The following is a 24,401-nucleotide window of genomic DNA, read 5'->3' as shown; positions in this document are numbered from 1 at the left end:
AGTCACAACCTTAAGCAATAGCAATTGATAGATTGTGTCGCTATTAAAAGCGAAGCGTGAATTTTAGTGCTTTTTACTGACAAATTCAAGCCAATAACGATTTTTATCAAATCTGAACAACTTTCATAGCATTTGGAAATTTAGAAAATGCAAAAGTGATTTTCTTTAAGAATGGAATATTTGAGAAGGGGATTTTAAGAATATTTAAAGCAGATATAAAAAAAGATAGAGTAGAACTCTATCTTCTTAAAAAATAACCTGAACCACACTAGGTGCAGTAGAGGTAAAACTGAAACATACACTGACGATGGTAATCAGTATCACTGAAAACAGAAAATACTTTTTCGCCCATAGTTGATCATTTTCGGCTTTAAAACCAAGAACACTCAAATATAACCAGTATAAGCACAGTACATTAACCACGATTAAATACAGAACATTTGCATAGCCATATACATATAGCGCATTCATGCAAATCGTAAAGAGGATCACATAAATCAGTGATTCAACTTTGGTACGATAAATTGAACGAGCCACAGGTAAAATAGGAATGCCTGCATTTTTATAATCGTCAAAACGGTAAACTGCAATTGCCCATGAGTGTGGCATTTGCCACAGCGCATAACCAATGAAAATGATTAATGCACCCACGTCAAATTGATTTGTGACAGCTGTATAACCGATCACAGGCGGAGCTGCACCAGAAAGACTACCCACAACAGTTTGGTGAATCGTTGTTCGTTTTGTCCATAGGCTGTAAAAACCAACATATACAACAAAACCAATAACGGCAAAGAGGAAAGCGTAAGCATTTACCCAAAACCATAAAATACTAAAGCCAATCACACCCAAAACTAAAGCAAAAACTAAAGCAACAGGGACGGAAACAGCTTCAATAACAACAGCACGTTTTTGTGTGCGTTGCATTTTCTGGTCGATGTCCTGATCAATAATGTTATTGACCACACATCCTGATGCCACAACGAGGGTGGTACCGAGTAGAGTAATCAGCAGGAGAAGGAAATCTACAGAACCTTGGGCAGCTACAAAGTAGCCACCCAAAGTGGTAACGAAGTTACCGAAGAGAATTCCTGGTTTAGTCAGGAATAAATAGTTTCTCAGCATGACGACCAGTTTAGATCATCATGTTGTAGTGTAGGTAATTCATAATCCACACAGAACCGATCAATAGAACAGCAATACATAGGATTGTATATACAAATGCAATCACGTTCCAACGTTGCTCTGAAGATGAATTCATGTGCAAGAAATAAATTAATTGTACAAGAATCTGAGCAACAGCTGTAATCGCGACAACAGCAATAACCAGACCACGGCTAGTTTCGCCCATGCCTGCCATTACCATGCCGAAAGGAATCACAGTCAACAATACTGAAAGGATAAAACCAATCGTATATTGTTTTGTGTTTCCGTGTGATGCACCAGCAGCGTTATGATCATGACTCATTAGAGAACTCCCATCAAGTAAACGACGCTGAATACACAGATCCAAACGATGTCAAGGAAGTGCCAGAACAAGCTTAGGCACGCTAGACGACGTGTATTTGGAAGAGTCAAACCATATTTCTTGATTTGAATCATCAATACAATCATCCACACCAAACCTGAAGTCACGTGGATACCGTGCGTACCAACCAACGTAAAGAACGCAGAAAGGAATGCAGAAGTGCTCGGGCCATGACCCGCGTGAACTAAATGAGAGAACTCATAAAGCTCCATGCCGATGAAGCAAGCACCAAATACCCAAGTAATTGCTAACCAAGTTAATACTTTTGAAACGTCTTTTTTGTATGCAGCAAGTACTGCAAAACCAAAGGTTACAGAAGAAATCAACAGGGCGAAGGTTTCAGTTAATACAAAACCGAGTGAATCACCAAAGAGGTCTTTCGCAGAAGGCGTGCCCACTGGAATATGACTACTTAAAACAGCGAAAGCGATGAAGAGTGTACCGAATAGTACAAGGTCACTCATCAAGTAAGTCCAAAAACCAAAGACAGTGATGTCAGTATCATCGTGATGATGATGTTCATCGTGTCCATGAGTTTCGTGATGAAGTACGTCAGCCATGTCCTAGTCCTTCTTCAAGTGTTTTTCAAGGATCGCATAGCGTTCGTTTTCAATACGCTCAACTTCAGCAGCAGGAACATAGTAGTCCACTTTCTTCGTGAACGAAGAAACGATGAAGCTGATGATTGCAGCAACGAAACTTGCAATTGCTAACCACCAAATGTGCCAGATTAATGCAAAGCCCATAACAGTGATAATTAGACCAATCACGATACCCGCTGCACGATTTGTCGGCATATGCACGTCTTCATAAGACGTAGGTTTTACATAAGCAATACCGGCTTCTTTGTCATTCCAGAAAGTATCAATACCATTGATCTTAGGAAGGTGAGCAAAGTTATAGAACGGAGCAGGTGAAGATGTTGCCCATTCTAAAGTACGGCCATCCCATGCATCGCCTGTAAGATCTAAACGTTGTTCGCGTTGTAAGAAACCAACTACGATTTGCATAACGAAACACAAAATACCGAATAGAATCAGAACAGCACCAAACATTGCGATGTTTACATACGGGTCCCATTCAGGGTTATCAAATGTATTCAAACGACGTGTCATACCCATGAAACCAAAAGGATATAAAGTGGCATGAATGCAAAGTAGAAACCGAAGAACCAGAACCAGAACGCTGCTTTACCCCAAGTTTCATTCAGTCTCCAACCGAACATTTTCGGCCAGTAGAAGATGATACCTGCGAACATTGCAAACACTACACCACCAATAATTACGTTATGGAAGTGAGCGATCAAGAATAACGAGTTGTGTACCAAAGAAGTCCGCTGGTGGAACTGCCATTAACACACCTGTTAAACCACCGATACCGAAAGTCACAAGGAAGCCAAGTGTCCAAAGCATAGGTGTGGTGAAGCTGATGCGACCTTTGTACATTGTGAATAACCAAGAGAAGATTTTCACACCTGTAGGAATCGCAATAACCATGGTCATGATACCGAAGAACGCGTTAACGTTGGCACCTGCACCCATAGTGAAGAAATGGTGAACCCATACCACGAACGCAAGTACTGTGATCGCGATGGTTGCATACACCATAGATTTGTAACCGAACAACGCTTTACGAGAGAACGTTGAAACCACTTCTGAGTAAATACCGAATGCTGGTAATACCAAGATATAAACTTCTGGGTGACCCCAAGTCCAAATCAAGTTCACATACAACATTGGGCTACCACCCATGTCATTGGTGAAGAAATGGAAACCGAAGTAGCGGTCAAGAGAAAGCATTGCAATTGTTGCAGTCAACACAGGGAATGATGCAATGATTAACACAGCGGTACATAAAGATGTCCAAGTGAAAATCGGCATATCCATCAGTTTCATGCCAGGAGCACGCATTTTGATGATGGTAACAAAGAAGTTAACACCAGTAAGAAGCGTACCAAGACCTGAGACCTGAAGTGCCCAAATGTAGTAATCAACACCAACGCCTGGAGAGTATTCAATGCCTGATAGTGGAGGATAAGCCATCCAACCAGTTGCAGCGAATTCACCAAGTGCAAGAGATGCCATCATTAGACCCGCAGCGCCGGCAAATAACCAGAAGCTCAAAGAGTTTAATAATGGGAATGCAACGTCACGTGCACCGATTTGAAGCGGTACAGAGATGTTCATCAAACCTACAACAAGACCCATTGCCACGAAGAAGATCATAATTACGCCATGGGCAGTAAAGATCTGATCGTAATGTTCTGGGTGTAAATAACCTTCGCCACCACCTTTTGCAAGGAACTGTTGAAGACGCATCATAATCGCATCGGCGAAACCACGCAAAAGCATGACGATCGATACGAAGATATACATAATACCAATTTTTTTATGGTCTACAGATGTGAACCATTCAGTCCACAGGTAGTTCCATTTTTTAAAGTAGGTAATACCTGCTACAACAGCAAGACCACCTAAGATCATCATTGCAACTGTAACCAATACGATTGGATCGTAAGGAATTGCATCTGGACCTAACTTACCTAATAAGCTCATGTCTTATTCCCCTTGAGAAGCAGTCGCATGTTCAACGTCTGCATGAGCTTCTGAAGTCGCTTCGTGACCAGCAGCAGCTGAGTGATCAGCACCGTGGTAATTGCTCATGTAGTTGTTAATCACAGATTCAAACAAACCTTGCTCTACAGAAGAGTAATAAGTCACTGGATGTGGCTTAGTTGGGTAAGGCTTCATTGCTTCAGCAGCAGCCTTCTCTTCGGGAGTGTTAGCTTTTGCAATCAATGCTTCGATTTGGTGTTTACCACGGTTACCGTCGCGTAATGTTGCAAATTCAGCTTGGTCTAGCACAGTTTTTTGTACTGCATTAGGGTTAACTGAAGTACCGTTACCTGCTTTAACAGCAGAAACCCATTGTGCAAATTGGTCATCAGTCACAGCATGTGCACGGAAGCGCATTTGTGAGAAGCCATAACCTGAATAGTTAGAAGAGAAACCGCGGTAGCCTTCGGCTGGGCTCGCTTCAGTTGCTAACAAGTTCAAGTGAGTTTGCATACCCGCCATTGCGTAAATCTGACCACCTAACGAAGGAATGAAGAATGAGTTCATTGTGAAGTTAGATGTAATACGAAGCGCGACTGGAGTGTCCAGAGGGAAACGAATTTCGTTGATTGTTGCAATTTCTTGTTCAGGGTAAACAAAGATCCATTTAAATTGTTCAGCAATAACTTGAACAGTTAATGGTGCTTTATCAGCCTCAAGCGGACGGTATGGGTCGTACTTGTGGGAACCCCACCAAGTTAACCAAGCTAAAATACCGATAATAATGACAGGAATACCCCAGACTACAATTTCAATTGCAGTTGAGTGTGTCCATGTTGGTTTATAGTCTGCGCCTTTATTCGATGCGCGATATTTCCAACCGAACCATAATGCCATGATAATTGATGGAATCACCACCAACAGCATTAAGTAAATCGCAGTCATCATCAGGTCAGATTGACCTTGAGCGACTGGACCTTTAGAGTTCAGAAGTACCATATCACCACCACACCCAGTTAAGAGTGCAGTCATCGTAGATAAAGACAATACAGCTAAAATTGTTTGTCTCATTTTACAACCTCGGTGAAGAGTCCCATTCCCTAATATTTTATGGGATAGCATCAAAGTGTCAGAAGATTGAGCTCTATTTTTCAGCAAAAAATAGTGTTCAATCATAATACACCGCTACGTTGTAGGGCATTATGCCTGATATCGCAAAAGTAAGCTACCTGTAAGCTTGCTTTAAATCCCTGTTATAGAAACCGATTTTGGTTGTTGAGATTAGACTTTAGTCGTAGTGTTTTTGGTTTATAATCAATACCTTTTGCGGCATCAGGGATAGCGAATTATCCCTGATATATGGGCTAAAATTACTGTTTAATTACTTTGGTTTTTGCTAGTTTATCGTGCAATGTTTGGCGTTTTTTGCCAAAACCAAACACCCAATCAATGATTGTGCTCAGTGGCATCGATAAAATATTTAGGAAAATGAAAAATACGCTGCGTATAGTAAATGCACGAAGCAAACTGACTTTTTCATGGCTTTCTGCATCCACAATTTTAATTTTTGTCATTTTCTTGCCAATACTTTGACCTGATTTAGCGATCAAAAATGCCTGTAGCGCGAGCATAACGAGCAGGTATAAACCCGTTGCAATTAATGCTTGTTGCGGGAAAATTTCAAACATTTGAGACTGAAGTTGTTGGGCAAGAGCAGCATCTGCATTTGAACTCATGAGTACATTCATGAATTGTTCATTTAACTGACTAAATTTGACTTCCTCTTCAGGGCTAAAGAAGGCTGTGAGTATAAATGTCGCTGGCAACCAGAGTAATAAATCAACAATTTTGGCCAATATGCGGCTTGGAATACTGGCAAGCTTGACGTCTTTTTCTGCTAATTTCTGTTTAGGTGCTTGAGTTTGCGCAGCAGAAGTCGTGTTTTGTGTAGGTGTCACTGGGGGCGCTGCTACATATCCAGCTGGCTCGTATACAGATTTACCTTGAGTTAATTCACCCAAAGCTTTCCACTCGGCCATGCCTTGATGCCAAGCCAAATCGGTCAATAAAACTTGCTGGCTGGCAAGCATTTGATTAATTTGCTCCACGGAATATGGACCAGCTTGTTGATTATTTCGGGCCAAGTAAATCTGCATAATAGCTAAAATCTCAAGTAATAATGAAAGATAATGATAATACTGATACTTTGATTTTATGTAAAAAGCACATGAAAACAAACAAAAATCGTATGTTCAAACATGAGGATAAATCTGAAAATTTCAAGGTCAGTTGATGAAAATAGCCTTATCTTTATACATAAACATAGAATAAACACGTGTAGTGGCGTGTTTAAACTTGGTCAAATTATTAGTGTTTACATAAGATGTAATGACATTGTCATTTGGTTTTTATATGTAATGAATTGCGCTTAGTTGCATGGATATGATCGTTCAATATAGAAACAAAAAAGGGTTCTCATATGAGAACCCTTTTTTAAATCACGAATGAAACTTAGTTAGCTTGCTCTTCAGAAAGGAAGAACCAAGTTTCTAGCACTGAGTCTGGGTTTAAAGACACAGATTCAATACCTTGTTCCATCAACCAGCGCGCAAGATCGGGGTGATCCGAAGGACCTTGACCACAGATACCTACATATTTGCCCGCTTTACGACATGCTTGAATTGCCATTGAAAGAAGCACTTTCACAGCTGCATCACGCTCGTCGAACAAGTGAGAAACAATACCAGAGTCACGGTCTAGACCAAGCGTTAACTGAGTCAAGTCGTTAGAGCCGATAGAGAAGCCATCGAAGTGTTCAAGGAATTGATCCGCCAATAATGCATTGGTTGGTAATTCGCACATCATGATGACTTTAAGACCGTTCTCACCACGTTTAAGACCATTCAGTGCAAGAAGCTCAATCACGCGTTTCGCTTCAGCAACCGTACGTACGAATGGAATCATGATTTGGATATTGGTTAGACCCATTTCATCACGTGCTTTTTTCAAGGCACGGCATTCAAGTTCGAAACAATCACGGAAGTTATCAGACACATAACGACTCGCACCGCGGAAGCCCAACATTGGGTTTTCTTCTTCAGGCTCGTATAACTTACCACCGATCAAGTTTGCATATTCGTTTGACTTAAAGTCAGACATACGCACAATCACAGGTTTGTCAGCGAATGCAGCTGCCAAAGTTGAAATACCTTCAACCAATTTCTCAACATAGAATTCGATTGGAGATGCGTAACCTGCAGTACGTGCCATCACTGCTGCACGTGTTTCACGTGGCAAGCTTTCAATGTTCAATAATGCTTTAGGATGCACACCGATCATACGGTTGATGATGAACTCTAAACGTGCTAAGCCAATGCCTTCGTTTGGAATTTGCGCGAAGTCAAATGCACGGTCAGGGTTACCCACGTTCATCATAATTTTGAACGGTAGTTTTGGCATTGATTCGATTGAATTGGTTTGAATTTCGAAATCAAGCGCGCCTTCATAAATGAAGCCAGTGTCACCTTCAGCACAAGACACAGTCACTTCTTGACCATCAACAAGTACTTCAGTGGCATTACCACAACCCACAATCGCTGGAACACCTAGTTCACGTGCAATGATGGCTGCGTGACAAGTACGACCACCACGGTTGGTGACAATCGCAGCAGCACGTTTCATCACTGGTTCCCAATCTGGATCGGTCATGTCAGATACTAGAACGTCACCGTCTTGTACTTTATCCATTTCTTTAATTGAAGAAACGATACGTACGCGACCAGAACCGATACGTTGACCGATTGAACGGCCTTCACAAACCACAGTACCTTTTTGCTTAAGTAGGTAGCGTTCCATGGTGCCGACATTTTCACGGCTTTTTACAGTTTCAGGACGTGCTTGAACGATATAAATTTTACCGTCGTCACCGTCTTTCGCCCATTCGATGTCCATTGGAGAACCGTAGTGGTTTTCAATGATCAAGGCTTGGCGAGCAAGATCTTGTAATTCTTGGTCATTTAGTGCGAACTGTTGACGATCTGCTTTTTCAACGTCAACCACAACCACAGATTTACCTGCAGATGCTTCTTCGCCATAAATCATTTTTTGGTGTTTAGAACCCAAGTTACGACGAAGAATCGCGTGTTTACCTGCATTTAACAGTGGTTTAGAAATATAGAATTCGTCAGGGTTCACTGCACCTTGAACGACCATTTCACCCAAGCCATAAGACGCAGTAATAAATACCGCATCACGGAAACCAGATTCTGTATCAAGGGTAAACATCACACCCGCAGCACCAGTTTCTGAGCGAACCATGCGTTGGATGCCGGCAGAGAGGGCAACCACATCATGAGCAAAGTTTTGGTGTACACGGTAAGAAATTGCGCGGTCGTTGTATAAAGATGCAAACACTTCTTTAATCGCGATCAAGACATTGTCGATGCCACGAATGTTTAAGAAGGTTTCTTGTTGACCAGCAAATGAAGCATCAGGTAAATCTTCTGCTGTTGCTGATGAACGAACGGCAACCGCGATATCAGGGTTGCCGTTAGACAGTTCTGCAAATGCTGCACGAACTTCTTGCTCTAATGCAGGTGTAAGTGGAGTGTCCACAATCCATTGACGAATCTTTGCGCCTGTTTCAGCCAAAGCATTCACGTCATCAACATTAAGCGCTGCAAGCTCTGCGTTGATTTTAGCGTTTAGGCCGCTTTGCTCGAGAAATTCACGATACGCTTCAGCTGTGGTTGCGAAACCACCTGGTACTGACACACCAGCATTTGATAAATGGCTGATCATTTCGCCCAGTGATGAGTTTTTCCCACCCACGAGCTCTACGTCGTGCTTCCCTAATTTTTCCAGACCAATTACGCGCGATTCCAAAGTTGTTACTCCACTTTTGCAGTATTAATCACTATCTTGGCATGAGAGTATAGCAAATCTACTTAGCTTTTTGATTTTACTAAGCGACAGTCATGTAAGATCGGTTTACTATAAAGATTATATAGCACTAAGACAAATGTTGGAGGAGAATTTTAATGTCGGAAAGTAAACAGATTCAGCGTAGTGTTTTCTTTGTTTCAGATGGGACGGCCATTACCGCTGAAACCCTTGGCCACTCACTGTTAGCGCAGTTTCCGCATGTTGATTTTGACATTCATATTATCCCCTATATTACCAGTGAAGAAGCTGCGACTAATGTCGTAGCTGAGATCAATGCGAGAGCTCAAAAAGACGGCGAAAAGCCCCTCGTGTTTGATACATTGGTCGATCCCTATGTTCGTGACATTATTAACACGGCAAATGCAGTAAATCTTGATGTATTTGAAGGGCTTATTAGTAAGTTGGCTGACGAGTTAGGTACAACACCTACAACTTTAGTCGGTCAAACCCACGCGGTGACTGATACAGAGTCATATAAAGCCCGTATTGATGCGGTACATTTTGCCTTAGACAATGACGATGGGGCGCGCACTCGTCATTATGATAAAGCCGATCTGATTTTGATCGGGGTGTCGCGTTCTGGTAAAACGCCAACCTCTATTTATTTGTCATTACAATTTGGTATTCGTGTGGCGAACTATCCACTGACTGAAGAAGATTTGGACGATAACCGGTTACCTGCAGTGTTGCGTCCACATAAAAATAAGTTGTTTGGACTCATGATTGATGCCGATCGCCTTGTTGCGATTCGTTCTGAGCGTAAAGCCAATAGCCGTTATGCGAGTTTTAGACAATGTGAAATGGAGCTTCGTGCAATTGAAGGGATTTATATTTCCGAAGGCATTAAGCACTTAAATGTCTCTGAAATGTCCATTGAAGAGATCTCAACACGTGTACTGCAAATGACCGGTTTGAAGCGTCGCATCAGTTAAAATATTCAAAAAAGAGCCAATTTAGCTTGGCTCTTTTCACTTTGTTTTGGGTGTCAAAACGACAGCTTTGATATCTTTAAACGATCAATAAATAAGAACAAATGATAAAAATAACCTTGTTTGAAAACGAAGAAATCTGAGTTCATTTTGATTTGATTTTTATCTCGATTAAAAAACCAACATTGAAGTGGAATATGTATCATTCTCGATGATTCTAAAATCACAAAAATCGAATGATTTAAATATTTGTATAGGCTTTCAATTACTTGGAAAAAGCTAAAAATCAAAGCTCATTTTGAATTCTTATTTTGGGAAAGGGCACAAGAACCGATACGGCTAACATCTCTATTTCTATTTTTAAAGATGCATATTTGGCTTGCGGTTCATCAAAATTTTAAAGCAATAACAAAAGGAAAAAGCCCACATCATGTGGGCTAAATGGCATGACATTGTCTATACGGAATTTTTAATTTGCATAAGTAAGTTAAAGTTATTTAAGCGTTTTTCAGTATCATAAATATCGCAAGTGAAAATAAACTCATCAACATCATATTTCGCTAAGAGTGTTTCTAGTCCGGCTTTCACTGTTTCCTTAGAGCCGACTTGTGCCATCGCAAAGAAATTATCGACTGACATTTTCTCTGCAGATGACCAAAGACCATCCATCGAGTCAATGGGTGCTTTTAATTTTAAAGTATGACCGCGAATAAGAGAAAGCACACGTTGATAAGCACTGGTTGCTAAAAATGCAGCTTCTTCATCACTGTCTGCTACGCAAGTGGGCACACCCATAGATACATAAGGGCGATCTAAATATTCAGAAGGTTCGAAGTTCTCACGATACAATTGAATGGCTTGACCGAGCATACGCGGTGCAAAATGAGAAGCAAAGGAGTAGGGTAAACCAAGTTTTGCGGCAAGTTGCGCGCTGAATAGACTTGAGCCAAGTAACCACACAGGCACATGTGTACTTTGCCCCGGAGTTGCAATAATGCGTTGTTGCGGCATTGGATCATTAAAGTATTGTAGAATTTCCACCACATCTCGTGGGAATTGATCTTCAGTTTCACGCTGACCGCGACGTAATGCACGCATGGTATGTTGGTCTGTACCGGGTGCACGACCTAAACCAAGTTCAATACGGTCAGGATATAAGGTTGCAAGCGTACCAAATTGTTCTGCCACGACCAAAGGTGCGTGATTCGGGAGCATAATGCCGCCAGAACCGACTTTAATGGTTTGAGTGTTTGCTAATAAATAACCCAAAAGAACAGCGGTTGCTGAACTCGCAATACCATCCATATTATGGTGTTCTGCTAACCACATACGGCTATAGCCAAGTTTTTCTGCTGTTTGTGCGAGTTCTAGAGCATGCTGTAAAGCGAAATGAATGCTTTTATCATCACGAACAGGCACTAATTCTAAGATAGAAAATTGAGTTTCAGCGAGAGTGCGCATGATCAATCCATTTTAAGACAATGAATAGAGCATACGACTTTCAGCGTTTTTTGTATATCGATAAAATGCGATATATAAATAACTCACACAAAAAAATAAGCATCCGAAGATGCTTAAAAGGAGAATGGGTTTTAAAAAATAATAACTTAACGACGACCACGTGAATTGTAATAACCATTGTTACGATTATAGCGACGGTCATAACGTTCATTGCGGTCATTATAACGACGGTCTTCAGCGACGTTTTTACCTAAAACTGAACCACCCGCTGAACCCAATGCTGCACCTGCATAACCACCTGTGGTACCCGCAACATTTTTACCGACGGTATAACCACCCACGCCACCTAATGCAGCGCCAATCGCGGCAGCATTACGGTCACGTTTATTGGCAGATGCTGCTGCACCGCCCGCACCACCGACTGCTGAACCAATCATTGCACCTGTAGAGCCACCCATCTTTTGACCAATGGCTGCACCAACGACACCGCCTAAGGCAGACGTTAAGGCAACATTAGTGCTATTCCCTGCATACGCTGTGCCTGTTAAGGCTGTTGTTGCTAAGGCTGCTGCACATAAAAAAGATTTCATTTTCATTTTTAAAACTCCCAAAGAAGTATTTATTGGTTCATGTCATTAATGTAAGCAATCATTCAAAAACCATCATGGATGCTGTGTTTTTCAATTGTGTTTTTTTCTACTTATTTTATTCATAATGCCTTTTCTATTAAAAAGGCGATCGATTTCGTCATTACGTATGTGAATTTAAGTGTGTTAATTTAAATTGAAAAAGCACCCGAAGGTGCTTTAAATGTCAAATGTAGTGCGTCGAATATTTCAAACTTAGTGGTAACGACGTTTTTTCTTATAGTGACGTGATTTTGCTTTATCTGCAGCTTTATCTTTAGAGATTTTATTACCGAGTGCAGCACCACCGGCAGCACCAAGTGCAGAACCGATATAACCACCATTGGTACCGCCCATATTCTTACCTACGGTATAACCCGCACCACCACCTAAAGCCCCACCAATTGCAGACTCTGTACGGTTTTTCTTGTTGCTTGCAACAGCTGCACCACCAGCGCCACCAAGTGCAGCACCAATGGTTGCACCTGTATTGCCACCCATATTTTTACCTAAAGCAGTCCCTGCAACACTGCCTAAAGCACTCGCAGCAGCAACACGTGTTGTGCTATCTGCATGCGCGCTAACGCCAAGCATTGAACCCACAGCCAAAGCGGAACTTAATAATATAGAATTTAATTTCATGTTATATCTCCATGTTCAGTTTCGAACTGGTTGTATTTCGTTGTGCTTAATCTAACAAAGGATGGACGGCATAATGTGTAGATCAATCTCCACATTTCCTAAATTATTTAGGCGAATTGTAAAATAAGGAACAAATAAGGATGAATTTGCATTAAAAATAGACAAATTAAACAAATGGATATCTAATCTAGCACATCCTGATTCTTATAGAATTCGAATATTGGAATGTATTGAATAATGATGTTCATTAGGCTGCATAATCGTTAAACTAGGCACAATATTTTGATTTCGCTGTGCTAAAACCCTTTTAGCCATAGCCTTTGTTTGAGATTTTTTGAAAAATGAAAGAATCGTTAAGATTACGATTAGACCAACTCTCCGACCGTCACGAAGAATTAAACGCGCTTTTGGCTGATATGGAAGTCATTTCCGATAATAAACGCTTCCGTCAGTTATCGCGTGAACATAGTGATTTGACTGAAATTACCAATGTTTGGCGTCAATATACGCAAGCAGAAGCGGATATTGAAACCGCTGAAGCGATGTTGTCTGACCCTGATTTTAAGGAAATGGCGCAGGAAGAAATTCAAGAAAATAAAGCCTTAATTACAGCTTTAGAAGCTGACTTGAATATCTTGATGATTCCAAAAGATCCGAACGATGCCAACTCTGCTTATTTAGAGATTCGTGCTGGAACGGGTGGTGATGAAGCAGCGATCTTCTCGGGTGATTTATACCGCATGTATAGTAAATATGCGGAGTCACAAGGCTGGCGTCTTGAAATTTTGTCTGAAAATGAAGGCGAGCACGGCGGTTATAAAGAAGTCATTTGCCTCATTAATGGTGAAGGGGTTTACGGTCGCTTAAAATTCGAAAGTGGTGCGCATCGTGTCCAACGTGTGCCCGCAACTGAATCACAAGGTCGTGTTCATACCTCTGCATGTACGGTGGCAATTTTGCCAGAAGTGGATGTGGATACTTCGGTTGAAATCAATTCATCTGATTTACGTATTGATACTTACCGTGCCTCAGGCGCGGGTGGTCAGCACATTAACAAAACCGATTCGGCTGTTCGTATTACGCACATTCCAACGGGTACTGTCGTGGAATGTCAGGATGAGCGTTCACAGCATAAGAACAAAGCCAAAGCCATGGCGTTGTTGGTATCACGTTTAGAAAATGCCAAACGTGCAGCTGCTGATGCTGCGACTTCGGAAATGCGTCGTGACTTAGTCGGTTCAGGGGATCGTTCAGAGCGAATTCGTACTTATAACTATCCGCAAGGTCGTATGACAGATCATCGTATTAACTTAACCTTGTATAAGTTAGATGCGGTGATGGAAGGTGATTTGACTGAGCTTTTAGATAGCTTACATCGTGAATATCAAGCCGACCAATTGGCCATGCTTGCACAGCAGAATGGTGGATAATGAATATTGCACAGGCTTTAGCCTTACGTGGTGAACCCGAAAGCTACGAACGTCAAGAAAATGCATGGCTACTTGAACACATCACCAAAATTGATTCATTCGATTTGGTCATGAAAAAAGACAAAGAGCTCACTGCTGAACAAGAACAAGCTTATGTTGATGGTTTGAACCGTATTGCAGAGGGTGAACCTTTGGCTTATGTCACAGGTTCACAGCCATTTTGGACGTTGGATTTAAAAGTGACCAAAGACACTTTGGTGCCGCGCCCAGATACTGAAGTGTTGGTCGAAACGGTATTGAAACTTGATTTGCCTCAAGATGCTCGTGTAGCAGACTTAGGCACAGGAACAGGTGCAATTGCATTGTCACTTGCCTCAGAGCGTCCAAATTGGGTGATTACGGCATCCGATATTTATGCACCCACGCTTGAAGTGGCTGAGTATAATGCCGAACAGCACGACATTGAAAATGTTCAGTTTATTCAAGGTTCATGGCTGAAACCTTATGGTCGTCAATTCTTTGATGTGATTGCGTCAAACCCGCCATATATCGATCCAGACGATGCGCATATGAAAAATTTGGCAACTGAGCCAAAGCGTGCATTGGTGGCGGATAAACATGGTTTGGCGGACTTAGAAGATATTATCGTTCAAGCCAAAAAACATTTAACTATCAATGGTTGGGTGGTGTTAGAACATGGTTATGATCAGGCAGATGCCGTACAGCACTTGTTTAGACAAGCGGGTTATAAACAAGTCCGCACGGTTAAAGATTATGGCGGTAATGATCGCGTAACGCTTGCGCAGTGGCCACATTAATTTTTATGTAGATGTAAAAAAAGCGACCCAAGTGGTCGCTTTTTTGTGGCTTAGATTTTGAAATTAAGATAAGTCGTGATTACTTAGGTTTAATGACATCACGCCAACGCAGTAAATACACTTCCAATATTTTGACTAAACTGTCGGTGAGCTTACCTAAAATAGCCAAGAGAATAATCGCAATAATGACAATATCAGGACGTGAAGTTTCGCGACCATCACTGAGTAAATAACCAATTCCTTGCGTTGCTGCAATCAGTTCGGCTGCAATCATAAACATCCAAGACAAACTCAGGCTGTTACGTAAACCCGTTAAAATGCCCGGTGATGCCGCAGGCAATACAATCTGTTGAATCTGTTGCCAATATTTCAAGCGATAGACTTTAGCGACTTCAATCAGTTTACGGTCAACGCCCTGAATCGCGGCAACGGTATTGGTATAGGTTGGAAAGAATGCACCAATCGCAATCAGAGTGATTTTTGAAGATTCATCAATCCCAAGCCAAAGTAACAAAAGCGGAATCCATGCCAAACTTGGAATAGATTTAATTGCAGAAAAACTCGGTTCAAGAAATGCTTCTGCTTGTTTATTTAAACCGACCAAAATGGCAAAGATTAAGCCTAGGCCACTGCCAATAGCAAAACCGAGAAACACACGCCAACTGCTTGCCCAAATATGTTGCCACAGATCCGCTTCAAGCAGCTCCTTAAAGGATTGTAATAAGCTACTCGGTGCAGGCAGTAAATAAGGTTCAATTGTGCCATTACGAACCAGTATTTCGCATAAAACAATTAAAATACAGGGTAGTGTTAACGCCTTCAGCACTGAAATGATTTTAGAAGGCACGGCAGATTTTTGCTGTGCATCTAGAACCAGTTGTTTCGATATTTTTTCTGACAGGCTCATTGTTATTGAACAACCTTGGCTGCATATTTTGCATCAAAGAGTTGCGTCACGACTTGATTGACATTGGTCCCTTTACGTACCAAATCTTCTTCAGTCAAAATCTTGCCGGCTTTTTGTAATGCCGCAATATGTTTGGCGCTTGGGGTATTCTGATCAAGATTGGTACGGCTAATTTGTAGCTTTGCCACGGCAAGAGGAAGTTTAGACTCACGTGCCAAGAGTTCGGCTAATTTACCGGGATTCTCTTTTGCCCAGTGACGCGCTTGCTCATATGCCTTAATCACCGCTTCGATGGCTTCAGGGCTTTGCTTTGCGAACTGATCTTTCACACTGAGCACGCTATATGAATTAAAACTGACATTGCGATACAGGAGTTTTGCACCTGATTGAACTTGCGCAGATGCCATTAATGGATCAAGACCTGCCCAAGCATCGACTTGTTTGCGTTCAAGTGCTGTTTTGCCGTCAGGATGTTGCAAATGAACCAATTCAACATCGCGTTTCCCTAAGCCCACTGTATCCAAAGCTTGAAGGGTAAATAAGAATGGATCAGTCCCTTTCGTCGCTGCAATCTTTTTACCTTTTAAATCTTTGAGGGATTTAATGGTCGAGTCTTTGTGTACCAGTAATGCTGTCCATTCTGGTTGGCTTTGGATATATACGGTTTTAATTGGGCTACCATTGGCACGGCTTAACACGGCAGCCAATCCTGCGGTTGATGCAAAGTCCGTACTACCGCTGTTCAGATATTCAAGTGAACGATTGCTACCTTGGCTGAATACCCATTTGATTTTGGTTTTAGGTAACGCTTTTTCGAGAAGTTTTTGTTCTTTGACCACTAAGCTTGTCGGTGCATAGTAGGCATAATCGAGTTTGAGTTCAGCGGGAATCGCAGCGAAAGTAGCGCCACTGAACAGAGCAACAGAGATAGAAACTAAGGCAAATTTTGAAGTGTTAAACGTTCGCTTCATGTTTTTCTCAAGTCATTAAAAGAATTTTGCACATAAATAGCCTGTGCATGATGGGGATGCAAAAGAGAAAAACAGATAAGAACATCTTAAATTTTAATAATTGAGAATTTTGAGTGTAAATAGTTGATAATGATAATTAAATGTTATTTGGAGATGTATTTTAGATCTTAGCTTATTTTTATAAATGAGTATTCAAAATTTAGATAAGTTCTTATTTTTAAGCTAGAAAGCCATATTGGACAGTATAGGAACAGCATAAAAAAAAGCGATGCATCGGCATCGCTTTCAATTGAATAAAATGATTCTTAAATTGGGTAATCTTGTAAACAGTCAGATACTTCAACTTGATCTAAGACATGAGTTTCCATGGCAAGGCAAAGTGTCACTACTTTAAGCGTATCTGCAAGGGTTTGCTCATCTTTTAAAGCGATTCCTTGCTGTAAATTTGCGATACGTTCAGCTGGAATTTCAAGTGCCTGAGCAGCTTCATCCGTACTCATACGGTGGAAGAAAGCAACCACAGCTTCTTTTAATGCTGAATCAGAAGCGTTCAAAATACCTTGATGTAACTGTTCAGAAAGTGCCTCTGTAGAATGAAGCAAAGCATTAGAAAAGTTTTGAACAAGGTTGTGTTCAAGAACATCAATCATCTTCGACATGGAATTACCTTCTGAGGAGCGTGAAAATACGACAAAGCAAATGCTTTTAAATTGAGTGAAAAGTAATCTAAATTAAGACAAAATACAAAGCATATAGGATGACTGTGAAGTCTCATTTATTTTCGTGATAATGCTTGAAATCAATATATCTAAGTAAAATATGTACTTAATAACAATATGAAATATTAATCGTTTTTAAGTCTAAGTGTTTTACTTTTCTCCAATGATAAAAACCACGAAGTCATGCTTTTATTTGCAACTTGAATAGGCAATGTTTAGTCTGAATTAAATCGCGATTTGGACATAGAGAAGATGGATATTCAAAATAAAGTATTTGTGATCACTGGTGGGGCCTCCGGTTTAGGTGCAGCATCGGCACGCTATTTATGTGCGCATGCTGCACGCGTGGTTTTGGTGGATATGAATGAAGCGTTAGGTCAGGCATTGGCACAAGAGTTAGGTGAAAATGCGCAATTTAATCAGTTGGACGTGACTCAAGAAGCAGAGGTTGCCGCTTTTTTTCAGAATTTAAAGCAATCTCACGGTCAATTGAATGGCTTGATTAACTGTGCGGGAATCGCACCTTCTGCCAAAGTGCTTGGACGTGAAGGACTACATGATTTAGCAATGTTCCAACGTACACTTGATATTAACGTCAGTGGCACATTTAATATGCTCAGACATGCTGCCGAACTCATAGCGCAATATGAATTAAAAGCAGATGAAGAAGAACGAGGTGTGATTATCAATACAGCATCGGTTGCTGCCTTTGATGGACAAATTGGGCAGGCGGCTTATGCGGCATCAAAAGGTGCTGTGGTTGCCATGACTTTGCCTTTAGCGCGTGAATTGGCAAAAAATGCAATCCGTGTAATGACCATTGCCCCCGGTATTATGGAAACCCCGATGTTGAAAGGTTTACCGCAAAATGTACAAGACTCACTCGGACAAATGGTGCCATTTCCATCACGCCTAGCAAAACCTAGTGAGTATGCAAGCTTAGTAGTGCATATTATTGAAAATTCATACTTAAATGGGGAAGTCATTCGTTTAGATGGTGCGATTCGTATGGCAGCAAAATAAGCTTAACTTTATATGAAAAAAGCCTCTATCAAAGAGGCTTTCTTAACCAGTTCAGATGAATGAGTCGAGACTACAGTTCTAACTTTTGATGTTCACTATTTGGTTCTTCAGTTTTGCCGGTGACATTGGCTTTTAGTACTTTAAACAAACTGGTCACTTTATTATCAGTGACATTCCAATATTCTGCGCTAATGGCTTTGGCGACCAATACACGCACAGTGGGGTCGTCTTTGCCATCGAACCAATTTTCTGCCCAAGGATTCCAAAGTTTTTCAATCAGTGCTTGATCGGTGCTAATACTGCCATGTGCGCTAATTGAGACATAAATATCATCCGATGGCTTAGAGAAGGCTAAACCAATTTGCTTATGTCCCGCCTGAATTGCAGTGACAATGTCATTACTGTCTTTTAGAAGGAAATACAGATTTTCACTTTCATCTAACTTTTCTGAATTGAGCATCGTCATCGGCTGAGCATGAATGTCTTGCGCATTGGTTTGATGGCTAATCATGCAAAAGCGTACGTCTTTAATCAGTTCCCATAATTTTTCACGTTCTTGATGCGTTGTATTTTGTTCTGTCATGAGATTCTCCATATCGTAAAGTCGATAACGCTATGCAGCTTAAGTGTATATAGGCTCAGAATCAGCAGCTTTCACTGAACATATACATTTTCATACGCAATCGAATACAAGCACTACAGAATCCAATCATTCTGCTTATATCAGTCACAACCGCGATAACATTAATCAAAACTAGGCAGTATTTCATTGAAATAGAATCAATATTTTAGGGTGGTGATGGTTTAAATAAGTTGCATACAAGAAAATTATCGTATTTGTCAGGCAAGATAAGCCTGTTTTATGCCGAATATTTGTTACACTCAAGCAAATTTCAATGTACGCTGACATGATGAAAAATAATATCTTCCTAGATGGATTGCGTTCTGTAGCGCGGGTGGGTGAAACTGCCGTCATTGCTGCAAAAGCAGGCATTAAGTACGCCACCGAAAAACCAAGCAATGCACGTTTAATGCGTGAAACGTTTGAAGACTTAGGTTCAACCTACATCAAACTTGGACAATTTATTGCCAGTACGCCGTCGTTGTTTCCACGTGAGTTCGTGGAAGAATTCCAAGGTTGTTTAGATCAAACACCAAGCTTACCGTTTAGTTATGTCCAACAAGTTTTGGCGTCTGAGTTTGCAGAGCGTAATTTGGATGAGATTTTTGCTTCCATTGATGAAAAACCGTTAGGTTCTGCATCCATTGCGCAAGTGCATGCAGCGAAATTGGTGAGCGGTGAAGACGTTGTCATTAAAGTTCAAAAGCCAGGTGTTGAAACGATTCTTTATACCGATTTAAACGTGTTGCATTGGTCAGCAAAATTGCTTGAAAAGGCTGTACCGAAAGTTAAATTTGCGTCTTTAGCTGATATTGTCGATGAAATCAAAACCCGTATGGTGCGTGAAGTTGATTTTATCGAAGAAGCCAAAAACCTAGATGATTTCGTCAATTATTTAAATGTGACCAATAACCAGGCAGCCATAGCCCCAAAAGTTTATCATCAATATTCAACCCGTCGTGTACTCACCATGCAGCGTTTGTATGGCGTACCATTAACTGATTTTGATGTGGTCAAAAAGGTTTCTAAAGATCCATCGCAAGTTTTAATTACAGCGATGAACACATGGTTTGGCAGCCTCATGATGTGTGAAAGTTTCCATGCTGACTTGCATGCAGGAAACCTGATGTTGCTTGAAGATGGTCGTGTTGGCTTCATTGATTTTGGTATTGTTGGGCAGTTAAATCCTCAAGTATGGACAGCATGTATTGCATTTATGGATGCCTTACAAAATACCAATTACGATTTAATGGCTGAAAACATGCTGAAAATGGGCATGACGGATGTCGCGATTGATACCAACGTGTTATCTGCGGATTTAGAGCGTTTGTTTAGTGGTGTGCTCATGGCTGACCCGCAAGAATTGCTCAGCTCAAACCCTGCGGATTTGAACGACATTATGATGGATATGGTGGCAGTGGGTGAACGTCATGGTATTCGTTTCCCACGTGATTTTGCGCTGCTATTTAAACAAATGCTGTATTTTGATCGTTTCATGCGTATCTTGGCGCCGTATACCGATATCTATGCGGATCAACGTTTACAGATGATTCAGGATCTTGATCCGAATGTGTTGTTAAAGCATTAACTTAAATAAAAATCCCTCCCAACCTCCCTTTAAAAAAGGGAGGAGAGACATGCTCGTAGAAATACGTTGAGATGTGAAAAGTCCCTCTTTTTAAAGAGGGATTTAGGGAGATTATTGAAGCAATTTTAAATCCCAGAGCAAAATATGGACGCGATTATTATCGAAGGCTTAAAAGTTGAAACAGTCGTGGGCTGTTTTGATTGGGAACGCCAAATTATTCAACCTCTACTGCTTGATCTCGTGATTCAGACAAGTCTAGAACAGGCATCCAATTCAGATGCACTTGCAGATACCCTTAATTATGCCGAGATCTGTGAGATTTCTGCGCGGGTAATTCAAGAAGCTAAACCTGAATTGATTGAACATGCAGCAAAGTTAGTGCTGAATGCACTTTTTACTACCTTTAAAGCCATTGAATCGATTAAGATTACGATCCGTAAGCCTGCCATTATCGCGCAAGCACAATCTGTAGGGATACGTCTTGAACGCCACCGAAACGATTTTCGCCCTAGCATTGGCGAGTAATTGTCATCCTCAGCAACATTTTCAGGCTGCACAGCACGGTATTTCAAAATGGGGGAGCACGCAATTTTCTCCCATTTATATTATTCCATGTCGTGATGGGATTGGTGTTGATTATTGGAATGCGGCATGTTTGGTGAAGTCTACAATGTCGGTGGATCAGATGATGCAAGCATTAAAGCAAATGGAAGCTGATTCAGGTCGTATTCGTCCTTCGCATCAAATTAGTTTAGATGTTGATTTGATCGCATGGGGACTAGATTTAACCCAGATGCAATTTAATCCGAAAAAATTGCCATTGGCTCTTGATGTGAAAATTCCAATGATGGATGTGTGGCTGCATCCCGCTTTTCAATATGCTTCATTTTTGAAATACCCTAAAGTATTACTCGATACTTAAATTAATTAGAAATTAAATTTATTCAAGATATTGAATTAAAATATCGGCATGTTGGCGTTAAATTGAATCGACTGTTTTTCGCTTTTATAATTTAAACGCATTTGATGTAATCATCTATCAATAGGACCCATTGATTTGCTTATGAATATCATCCGATTAAGTCTCGTTGCGATTGTTGTTATGCTGAGTGGCTGTGCAGCAATGTCTGTTGAAGAGTGTCAACATGCCAATTGGACTCAAATTGGAGAAAAAGATGGTGTAGCAGGTCGAGCCTCTCGCATTGCAGCCTATGAAAAAGCCTGTCTTAAAGGCGATATTCAACCCAATCAAACGCTTTATCAAATCGGCTATCAACAAGGTTTGGCTCAGTATTGTCAGCCAGGTGTAATTTTTAATGCCAGTTTAAATGGTGCGGGCAATTATCAAGTTTGTCCAGTGGAGCGTCACAGTGCGTTGCGACCTTTTCATGAGACTGCAATCAGCTATTATCAAGCGCGTAAAGCGAAGGATGAATTATTTGATGAACTGGAACGTTATCAACAGTATTTATTAGATCGCGATCTATCGAAAGAAACACGTGAACAATATCGAAAACGCCTAGCAGAATTACGCATTCAACAAGAAAGAATTGAGTTTAACTATTTTGAGGCAGATCGTCAGTTAACGCGCTTTAAACGGCAACATAGTTTATAAAGCGAAAAATTTTTAGACAGAAAAAAGCCCATATGGAATGGGCTTTTTGATAAGCAACGATTAAATATAATAACTGGTCTTGGTCATAATTTTTGAAATGCCCGTCATTGCAATACGTACAGGTGCAGGCAAATCGACGCCACCTGCATTTAAAGCTGTATCACGATGATGCAGTTCATCTTCATTCATTTGTAGTAAAATTTTACGTGAACGTTCATCATGCTCAGGTAGCTGACGAATATGGTCTTCTAAATGTAAGCTGACTTGTCGTTCAGTTTCAGCCACAAAGCCTAAGCTATATTTATCGCCAGCAATACCAGCGAGTGCACCCATACCAAACGATAAACTGTACCAAACGGGATTCAGTAAACTGGTATGACTATCCAGCTCTTTTAAACGGTCTTCACACCACGCCAAATGATCTTGTTCTTCAACGGCAGCCTGTTGCATTTCGCGGCGTACATTCGGGAGTTTTGCGGTCATGGCTTGACCGTGATACAACGCTTGCGCGCACACTTCACCAGTATGATTCACACGCATTAAGCCTGCCACATGACGCGCATCAGACACCATGAGTTGTGTATCTTCAGATTTGGCAGGATTTTCACGCTGTGCGGATGTTGCACCCGGAACAAGGCTACGTAATGCTTGGTCAAAAGAATGAATCAGCTTGTCGACGCCGCTAAATTGACGCATGAATTAATCCTCCAAATCCGCTTTTGCGGTTTTGATCATCGGTTTCAGTTTAATCAGTAACACTAGCGTAAATATGCCGCTCAGCACTGCTGTCATACAAAAGAGTACTTTAAGGTCAAAATTTAAAATACTTAAAATGACAATTGAAAATATAGCAGATGTCACCATAAAAATGGCATTCAGTATGTTATTGGCAGCGACTACACGCGCACGATGTGAGCGAGGAGAGTAAGCTTGCATCATGGCATAGAGGGGAACGATGTAAAAACCACCACTAATCCCAAGTAGCGTGACTGCCAGCATGACATGGTAATAACTCCAACCTTGATGGAATACCTCAGATAAACCAATCAATGCGCCTGTGTGTGCAGGCACAAAAGCCAAACTTGCTGCCAAATAAAGGGCAAATACCGTTAAGCCAATTGCACCGATGGGTACCATTTTAATATTGACTTCACTGCCACCTAGTTTGCGACATAAAAAAGAGCCTAAGCCAATTCCGACAGAGAAAAATGTTAGTAACAAGCTTGCGACATTTTCAGAGGCATGTAGTACTTGTAAGGTCAATTGTGGAATTTGGGTGAGATAAGTTGCACCGTAGAACCAATACCATGAGTTACCGAGCAGAATTAAAAACACCAAGGGTAAGCTTTTGGCATATTTTAAGGTTTGAAAGCTGGTTCTAAAAAAGTTCCAATCAATATTTAATTCAGGCGCAGGCGCGCTTTGTTTTAAAATAAAACGACTGGTTAAATAGCCCATCACGGCAATACTGACCACCGTCAAACTAATCCAAATTAAATTGCCTTGCGAGAGTGAGATAACCGCACCGCCCAAGATCATGCCGATTAAAATTGCAATGGACGTACCCGATTGGAATAAGGCATTGCCAGACATGAGTTCATTAGGCTTTAAAATTTCCGGCAAAATTGCATATTTAATGGGACCGAAGAAAGTCGAATGCGTGCCCATTAAAAACAATGCAGCAAGCAAAATCCATAAATTGCCCAATAAGAAGCCGACTGTACCCAGTAACATAATCCCGATTTCAAGTAATTTAAGATAACGAATCAGTTGTGAGCGTTCACATTTATCGGCAATTTGACCTGCCGTTGCTGAGAAAATGAAATAGGGTAAGATAAACAGTAATGCAGCTAAGTTATTGAGCGTACTAATGCTGGCAGCTTGTTGTTGAATCCAGCCATAGGTAATGACCAATAATAATGCTTGTTTAAAGACATTGTCGTTAAGCGCCCCAAAAAACTGTGTGAGAAACATTGGTAAAAAGCGTCGCGTGGCGAGCAAATGTTCATTCTTATCCATATTC

General features: G+C 41.0%; 23 protein-coding genes and 1 pseudogene. 8 read left to right on the top strand and 16 right to left on the bottom strand.

The features are described 5' to 3' along the window. Positions 1-246: 246 nt before the first annotated feature. The 7 genes and pseudogenes from cyoE to ppsA form a co-directional block, all read right to left on the bottom strand. Positions 247-1,125, bottom strand: coding sequence for a heme o synthase (cyoE, locus tag GFH30_RS07410; protein WP_153371618.1), 879 nt, complete (start codon positions 1,123-1,125; stop codon positions 247-249). A 10-nt stretch (positions 1,126-1,135) separates the two neighbouring features. After that, positions 1,136-1,468: a cytochrome o ubiquinol oxidase subunit IV gene (gene cyoD, locus GFH30_RS07405; protein WP_153371617.1), complete on the bottom strand. Its 333-nt coding sequence runs from the start codon at positions 1,466-1,468 to the stop codon at positions 1,136-1,138. Next, positions 1,468-2,088: a cytochrome o ubiquinol oxidase subunit III gene (cyoC, locus tag GFH30_RS07400; protein ID WP_153371616.1), complete on the bottom strand. Its 621-nt coding sequence runs from the start codon at positions 2,086-2,088 to the stop codon at positions 1,468-1,470. Before cyoC ends, cyoD begins: the two co-directional genes overlap by 1 nt. Before the next feature lie 3 nt (positions 2,089-2,091). After that, a pseudogene (cyoB, locus tag GFH30_RS07395) lies at positions 2,092-4,083 on the bottom strand (cytochrome o ubiquinol oxidase subunit I). Positions 4,084-4,086: 3 nt separating this feature from the next. Beyond that, positions 4,087-5,154 carry a ubiquinol oxidase subunit II gene (gene cyoA, locus GFH30_RS07390; RefSeq protein ID WP_153371615.1) on the bottom strand — a complete coding sequence of 356 codons (1,068 nt, stop codon included), beginning with the start codon at positions 5,152-5,154 and terminating at the stop codon, positions 4,087-4,089. A 299-nt stretch (positions 5,155-5,453) separates the two neighbouring features. Next, positions 5,454-6,239: an RDD family protein gene (locus GFH30_RS07385; RefSeq protein ID WP_153371614.1), complete on the bottom strand. Its 786-nt coding sequence runs from the start codon at positions 6,237-6,239 to the stop codon at positions 5,454-5,456. 355 nt (positions 6,240-6,594) lie between these two features. Further along, positions 6,595-8,967 carry a phosphoenolpyruvate synthase gene (gene ppsA, locus GFH30_RS07380; RefSeq protein ID WP_153371613.1) on the bottom strand — a complete coding sequence of 791 codons (2,373 nt, stop codon included), beginning with the start codon at positions 8,965-8,967 and terminating at the stop codon, positions 6,595-6,597. A 155-nt stretch (positions 8,968-9,122) separates the two neighbouring features. On the opposite strand from ppsA, the gene ppsR reads away from it, so the two are divergent. Next, on the top strand, positions 9,123-9,959 hold the full coding sequence (gene ppsR, locus GFH30_RS07375; RefSeq protein ID WP_153371612.1) for a posphoenolpyruvate synthetase regulatory kinase/phosphorylase PpsR: 837 nt from the start codon (positions 9,123-9,125) through the stop codon (positions 9,957-9,959). Between the two features lie 453 nt (positions 9,960-10,412). On the opposite strand, the gene GFH30_RS07370 is transcribed toward ppsR, so the two are convergent. The 3 genes from GFH30_RS07370 to GFH30_RS07360 all read right to left on the bottom strand — a co-directional run bounded on the left by GFH30_RS07370 (position 10,413) and on the right by GFH30_RS07360 (position 12,685). Beyond that, on the bottom strand, positions 10,413-11,417 hold the full coding sequence (locus tag GFH30_RS07370; protein ID WP_153371611.1) for an LLM class flavin-dependent oxidoreductase: 1,005 nt from the start codon (positions 11,415-11,417) through the stop codon (positions 10,413-10,415). 146 nt (positions 11,418-11,563) lie between these two features. Continuing rightward, positions 11,564-12,013, bottom strand: a complete 450-nt coding sequence (locus GFH30_RS07365; protein ID WP_153371610.1) for a hypothetical protein — start codon at positions 12,011-12,013, stop codon at positions 11,564-11,566. A 246-nt stretch (positions 12,014-12,259) separates the two neighbouring features. Further along, complete coding sequence (locus GFH30_RS07360; protein WP_153371609.1) at positions 12,260-12,685, bottom strand: glycine zipper domain-containing protein; 426 nt, start codon at positions 12,683-12,685, stop codon at positions 12,260-12,262. Between the two features lie 341 nt (positions 12,686-13,026). On the opposite strand from GFH30_RS07360, the gene prfA reads away from it, so the two are divergent. Together prfA and prmC are read left to right on the top strand one after the other, a co-directional pair. Next, on the top strand, positions 13,027-14,115 hold the full coding sequence (prfA, locus tag GFH30_RS07355) for a peptide chain release factor 1 (RefSeq protein WP_153371608.1): 1,089 nt from the start codon (positions 13,027-13,029) through the stop codon (positions 14,113-14,115). After that, positions 14,115-14,933: a peptide chain release factor N(5)-glutamine methyltransferase gene (gene prmC / locus GFH30_RS07350; RefSeq protein ID WP_153371607.1), complete on the top strand. Its 819-nt coding sequence runs from the start codon at positions 14,115-14,117 to the stop codon at positions 14,931-14,933. The genes prfA and prmC overlap by 1 nt, the downstream gene beginning before the upstream one ends. A gap of 79 nt (positions 14,934-15,012) precedes the next feature. Here prmC and GFH30_RS07345 read toward each other — a convergent pair whose 3' ends face one another. From GFH30_RS07345 to GFH30_RS07335, 3 genes are all read right to left on the bottom strand, one after another. Further along, positions 15,013-15,840, bottom strand: a complete 828-nt coding sequence (locus GFH30_RS07345; protein ID WP_153371606.1) for an ABC transporter permease — start codon at positions 15,838-15,840, stop codon at positions 15,013-15,015. A gap of 2 nt (positions 15,841-15,842) precedes the next feature. Beyond that, positions 15,843-16,811 (bottom strand): aliphatic sulfonate ABC transporter substrate-binding protein, encoded by a 969-nt coding sequence (locus GFH30_RS07340; RefSeq protein ID WP_153371605.1) that lies wholly within the window; start codon positions 16,809-16,811, stop codon positions 15,843-15,845. Positions 16,812-17,116: 305 nt separating this feature from the next. Then, positions 17,117-17,470: a hypothetical protein gene (locus tag GFH30_RS07335; protein ID WP_153371604.1), complete on the bottom strand. Its 354-nt coding sequence runs from the start codon at positions 17,468-17,470 to the stop codon at positions 17,117-17,119. A gap of 312 nt (positions 17,471-17,782) precedes the next feature. Between GFH30_RS07335 and GFH30_RS07330 the strand changes: the two genes are divergently transcribed. Further along, positions 17,783-18,553, top strand: a complete 771-nt coding sequence (locus tag GFH30_RS07330; RefSeq protein WP_153371603.1) for an SDR family NAD(P)-dependent oxidoreductase — start codon at positions 17,783-17,785, stop codon at positions 18,551-18,553. Positions 18,554-18,623: 70 nt separating this feature from the next. Here GFH30_RS07330 and GFH30_RS07325 read toward each other — a convergent pair whose 3' ends face one another. Continuing rightward, a complete protein-coding gene (locus GFH30_RS07325; protein ID WP_153371602.1) occupies positions 18,624-19,136 on the bottom strand; it encodes a pyridoxamine 5'-phosphate oxidase family protein in 513 nt (170 codons plus the stop codon). A 328-nt stretch (positions 19,137-19,464) separates the two neighbouring features. Here GFH30_RS07325 and GFH30_RS07320 point away from each other — a divergent pair, with 328 nt between their 5' ends. From GFH30_RS07320 to GFH30_RS07305, 4 genes are all read left to right on the top strand, one after another. After that, the gene (locus GFH30_RS07320) at positions 19,465-20,763 is read left to right on the top strand and encodes an ABC1 kinase family protein (RefSeq protein WP_153373397.1); all 1,299 of its coding nucleotides are present in this window, start codon (positions 19,465-19,467) and stop codon (positions 20,761-20,763) included. A gap of 144 nt (positions 20,764-20,907) precedes the next feature. Continuing rightward, positions 20,908-21,288, top strand: coding sequence for a dihydroneopterin aldolase (folB, locus tag GFH30_RS07315; RefSeq protein ID WP_153371601.1), 381 nt, complete (start codon positions 20,908-20,910; stop codon positions 21,286-21,288). Further along, entirely contained in the window at positions 21,245-21,685 is a 441-nt protein-coding gene (locus GFH30_RS07310) for a 2-amino-4-hydroxy-6-hydroxymethyldihydropteridine diphosphokinase (protein ID WP_153371600.1), read from the top strand. Before folB ends, GFH30_RS07310 begins: the two co-directional genes overlap by 44 nt. A 141-nt stretch (positions 21,686-21,826) precedes the next feature. Next, complete coding sequence (locus GFH30_RS07305; protein WP_153371599.1) at positions 21,827-22,378, top strand: DUF2799 domain-containing protein; 552 nt, start codon at positions 21,827-21,829, stop codon at positions 22,376-22,378. A 60-nt stretch (positions 22,379-22,438) separates the two neighbouring features. Here the strand turns inward: GFH30_RS07305 and coq7 are convergent, their stop codons facing one another. Both coq7 and GFH30_RS07295 read right to left on the bottom strand, forming a co-directional pair. Continuing rightward, positions 22,439-23,074, bottom strand: coding sequence for a 2-polyprenyl-3-methyl-6-methoxy-1,4-benzoquinone monooxygenase (coq7, locus tag GFH30_RS07300; protein ID WP_153371598.1), 636 nt, complete (start codon positions 23,072-23,074; stop codon positions 22,439-22,441). Positions 23,075-23,077: 3 nt separating this feature from the next. Next, the gene (locus tag GFH30_RS07295) at positions 23,078-24,397 is read right to left on the bottom strand and encodes an MFS transporter (protein WP_153371597.1); all 1,320 of its coding nucleotides are present in this window, start codon (positions 24,395-24,397) and stop codon (positions 23,078-23,080) included. Positions 24,398-24,401: the final 4 nt, after the last annotated feature.

The sequence above is a fragment of the Acinetobacter wanghuae genome, assembly GCF_009557235.1.
GTDB lineage: Bacteria > Pseudomonadota > Gammaproteobacteria > Pseudomonadales > Moraxellaceae > Acinetobacter > Acinetobacter wanghuae.
This window is presented reverse-complemented; position numbering and strand designations above follow the sequence as displayed.

Bases quoted from the DNA above. Each gene is read 5' to 3' on its own strand.
- GFH30_RS07335 (WP_153371604.1), bottom strand. From the start codon at position 17,470: ATGTCGAAGATGATTGATGTTCTTGAACACAACCTTGTTCAAAACTTT.
- prmC (WP_153371607.1), top strand. From the start codon at position 14,115: ATGAATATTGCACAGGCTTTAGCCTTACGTGGTGAACCCGAAAGCTAC.
- GFH30_RS07325 (WP_153371602.1), bottom strand. From the start codon at position 19,136: ATGACAGAACAAAATACAACGCATCAAGAACGTGAAAAATTATGGGAA.
- GFH30_RS07345 (WP_153371606.1), bottom strand. From the start codon at position 15,840: ATGAGCCTGTCAGAAAAAATATCGAAACAACTGGTTCTAGATGCACAG.
- GFH30_RS07385 (WP_153371614.1), bottom strand. From the start codon at position 6,239: ATGCAGATTTACTTGGCCCGAAATAATCAACAAGCTGGTCCATATTCC.
- GFH30_RS07330 (WP_153371603.1), top strand. From the start codon at position 17,783: ATGGATATTCAAAATAAAGTATTTGTGATCACTGGTGGGGCCTCCGGT.
- GFH30_RS07340 (WP_153371605.1), bottom strand. From the start codon at position 16,811: ATGAAGCGAACGTTTAACACTTCAAAATTTGCCTTAGTTTCTATCTCT.
- GFH30_RS07370 (WP_153371611.1), bottom strand. From the start codon at position 11,417: ATGCGCACTCTCGCTGAAACTCAATTTTCTATCTTAGAATTAGTGCCT.
- GFH30_RS07360 (WP_153371609.1), bottom strand. From the start codon at position 12,685: ATGAAATTAAATTCTATATTATTAAGTTCCGCTTTGGCTGTGGGTTCA.
- coq7 (WP_153371598.1), bottom strand. From the start codon at position 23,074: ATGCGTCAATTTAGCGGCGTCGACAAGCTGATTCATTCTTTTGACCAA.
- cyoC (WP_153371616.1), bottom strand. From the start codon at position 2,088: ATGGCTGACGTACTTCATCACGAAACTCATGGACACGATGAACATCAT.
- prfA (WP_153371608.1), top strand. From the start codon at position 13,027: ATGAAAGAATCGTTAAGATTACGATTAGACCAACTCTCCGACCGTCAC.
- GFH30_RS07295 (WP_153371597.1), bottom strand. From the start codon at position 24,397: ATGGATAAGAATGAACATTTGCTCGCCACGCGACGCTTTTTACCAATG.
- folB (WP_153371601.1), top strand. From the start codon at position 20,908: ATGGACGCGATTATTATCGAAGGCTTAAAAGTTGAAACAGTCGTGGGC.
- GFH30_RS07305 (WP_153371599.1), top strand. From the start codon at position 21,827: ATGAATATCATCCGATTAAGTCTCGTTGCGATTGTTGTTATGCTGAGT.
- GFH30_RS07365 (WP_153371610.1), bottom strand. From the start codon at position 12,013: ATGAAAATGAAATCTTTTTTATGTGCAGCAGCCTTAGCAACAACAGCC.
- cyoD (WP_153371617.1), bottom strand. From the start codon at position 1,468: ATGAGTCATGATCATAACGCTGCTGGTGCATCACACGGAAACACAAAA.
- GFH30_RS07320 (WP_153373397.1), top strand. From the start codon at position 19,465: ATGAAAAATAATATCTTCCTAGATGGATTGCGTTCTGTAGCGCGGGTG.
- cyoE (WP_153371618.1), bottom strand. From the start codon at position 1,125: ATGCTGAGAAACTATTTATTCCTGACTAAACCAGGAATTCTCTTCGGT.
- ppsR (WP_153371612.1), top strand. From the start codon at position 9,123: ATGTCGGAAAGTAAACAGATTCAGCGTAGTGTTTTCTTTGTTTCAGAT.
- cyoA (WP_153371615.1), bottom strand. From the start codon at position 5,154: ATGAGACAAACAATTTTAGCTGTATTGTCTTTATCTACGATGACTGCA.